The sequence below is a fragment of the Roseateles sp. P5_B10 genome, from assembly GCF_056400485.1.
Genome location: NZ_JBFULE010001177.1, coordinates 1 through 1,217, shown reverse-complemented (window position 1 = coordinate 1,217; position 1,217 = coordinate 1). Strand labels below are relative to the sequence as shown.

Sequence of the window (1,217 nt, the reverse complement as noted above, 5' to 3'; positions counted from 1 at the left end):
TGTGTAGGCATGGCCGGCATCGGTCAGCTGCTGCTGCACCTTGCGCACCGTCTCGACGATTTGCCGAACTTCCGACAGATGCGCCACCATCGGGATCAACAGTCTGACCTTGCCGAAGGCGCTCGCTCTATAGATGGCGCGCAGTTGCTGACGGAACATGCTCGGCTCGGCCAAGCTCCAACGGATGGCACGCAGGCCCATCGCCGGRTTGAGCACATGCTCGTGGCGCAGTTCGTTGACCGTCAACCGATCCAGCGGCTTGTCCGCCCCCACGTCGACGGTGCGAATCGTGACCGGCATGCCCTTCATCGCCACGACGGCGGCCTTGTAGGCAGCGAACTGTTCTTCCTCACTGGGCAGTTCGCCCTCACGGTTCATGAACAGGAACTCGCTGCGGAACAGCCCGACGCCCGTGGCCCCCGATTCCACTGCCGCCTCCGCGTCGGCAGGCATCTCGATGTTGGCGTGCAATTCGATGTGCTCGCCATCCAGCGTGACGGCCGGCGTGTGCCGCAGGCGCCCCAGCCGCGCGCGCTCCAGTTCGCTCTGGCGCTGGCGGAAGCGGTACTCCTCCAGGACGATGGGCGAAGGATTGACGATGACCGTGCCCGCGTCGCCATCGATGATGACCCAGTCATCCTGCCTGATGAGGCGCGAGGCCTCACGGGTGCCCACCACCGCCGGGATATCCATGCTGCGTGCGACGATGGCGGTGTGGGAGGTCTTGCCGCCAATGTCGGTGATGAAGCCGCGGAAGACGCTGCGCTTGAATTGGATCATGTCGGCCGGAGCAATGTCGGCGGCCACCAGCAGCAGCGGGTCCTCGCCCGCAAAGTCGCGCGGCGTGACGGGCGCAGGCGTGTCACCCCGCTCCTGCGACAGCGCACGCAACACACGCTCGACGACCTGCTCCAGATCAGCCTTGCGCTCGCGCAGGTAGTCATCTTCCATCTCGTCGAACTGGCGTGCCAGCACCTCGAGCTGGGCAGACAGCGCCCATTCCGCGTTGTAGTGCCGCTCGACGATCCACTGGCTGGCGCTCCCGGTCAGGGCCTCGTCGTGCAGCAGCATCAGGTGCACGTCCAGCAAGGCCGCGAGTTCGTGGGGCGCGTCGCCTGGCAGTTCATCCCTCAACGTCTCCAGCTCCAGCACGACGGCGTCGCGTGCGCGCAGCAGTCGCCCAATCTCGGGCTGGACCTCGTCGGGCGTCACGAAAT

Annotated in this window: 1 protein-coding gene; it reads right to left on the bottom strand. The window is 65.9% G+C overall.

The genetic code is table 11. The annotated features are described in order from the left end of the window. The coding region (locus AC1DU6_RS31865) for a phosphoenolpyruvate--protein phosphotransferase (protein WP_477862201.1) at positions 1-1,217 on the bottom strand (1,217 nt) is incomplete at both ends.